A 265-nucleotide genomic window follows, 5' to 3' on the forward strand; every position below is an offset into this window, starting at 1 on the left:
CCTTATAATTATTAGGATGTTTTATTATAAATGCGCACAGTATGGCGCATAAGAGGTTGTCTTATTGATCATTATCAACTGCTGACGTTTTATTAGCGGGTTGGTTTTTTTGCTCAGTTTCTGGCGTATCTTTTGCTACTGCTTTCACGGTTTCTTTATGATTTTTACCTTGCCGACGCGCTTCTAATTCAGATTTAGGTATCCAAGCCCAAGTCATCTCGACAATGATAGGGTCATGCTCGCGGTCTGATTCACGGTCATTGAT

At 40.0% G+C, this 265-nt stretch carries 1 pseudogene; it reads right to left on the bottom strand.

What is annotated here, in order from left to right:
- Positions 1-61: 61 nt before the first annotated feature.
- Positions 62-265: pseudogene (locus tag AAEY75_RS15545) on the bottom strand (DUF4442 domain-containing protein); the annotation flags it as partial.

Origin of the sequence: Psychrobacter sp. TB55-MNA-CIBAN-0194, from assembly GCF_040309505.1 — a bacterium.
GTDB lineage: Bacteria > Pseudomonadota > Gammaproteobacteria > Pseudomonadales > Moraxellaceae > Psychrobacter > Psychrobacter fozii.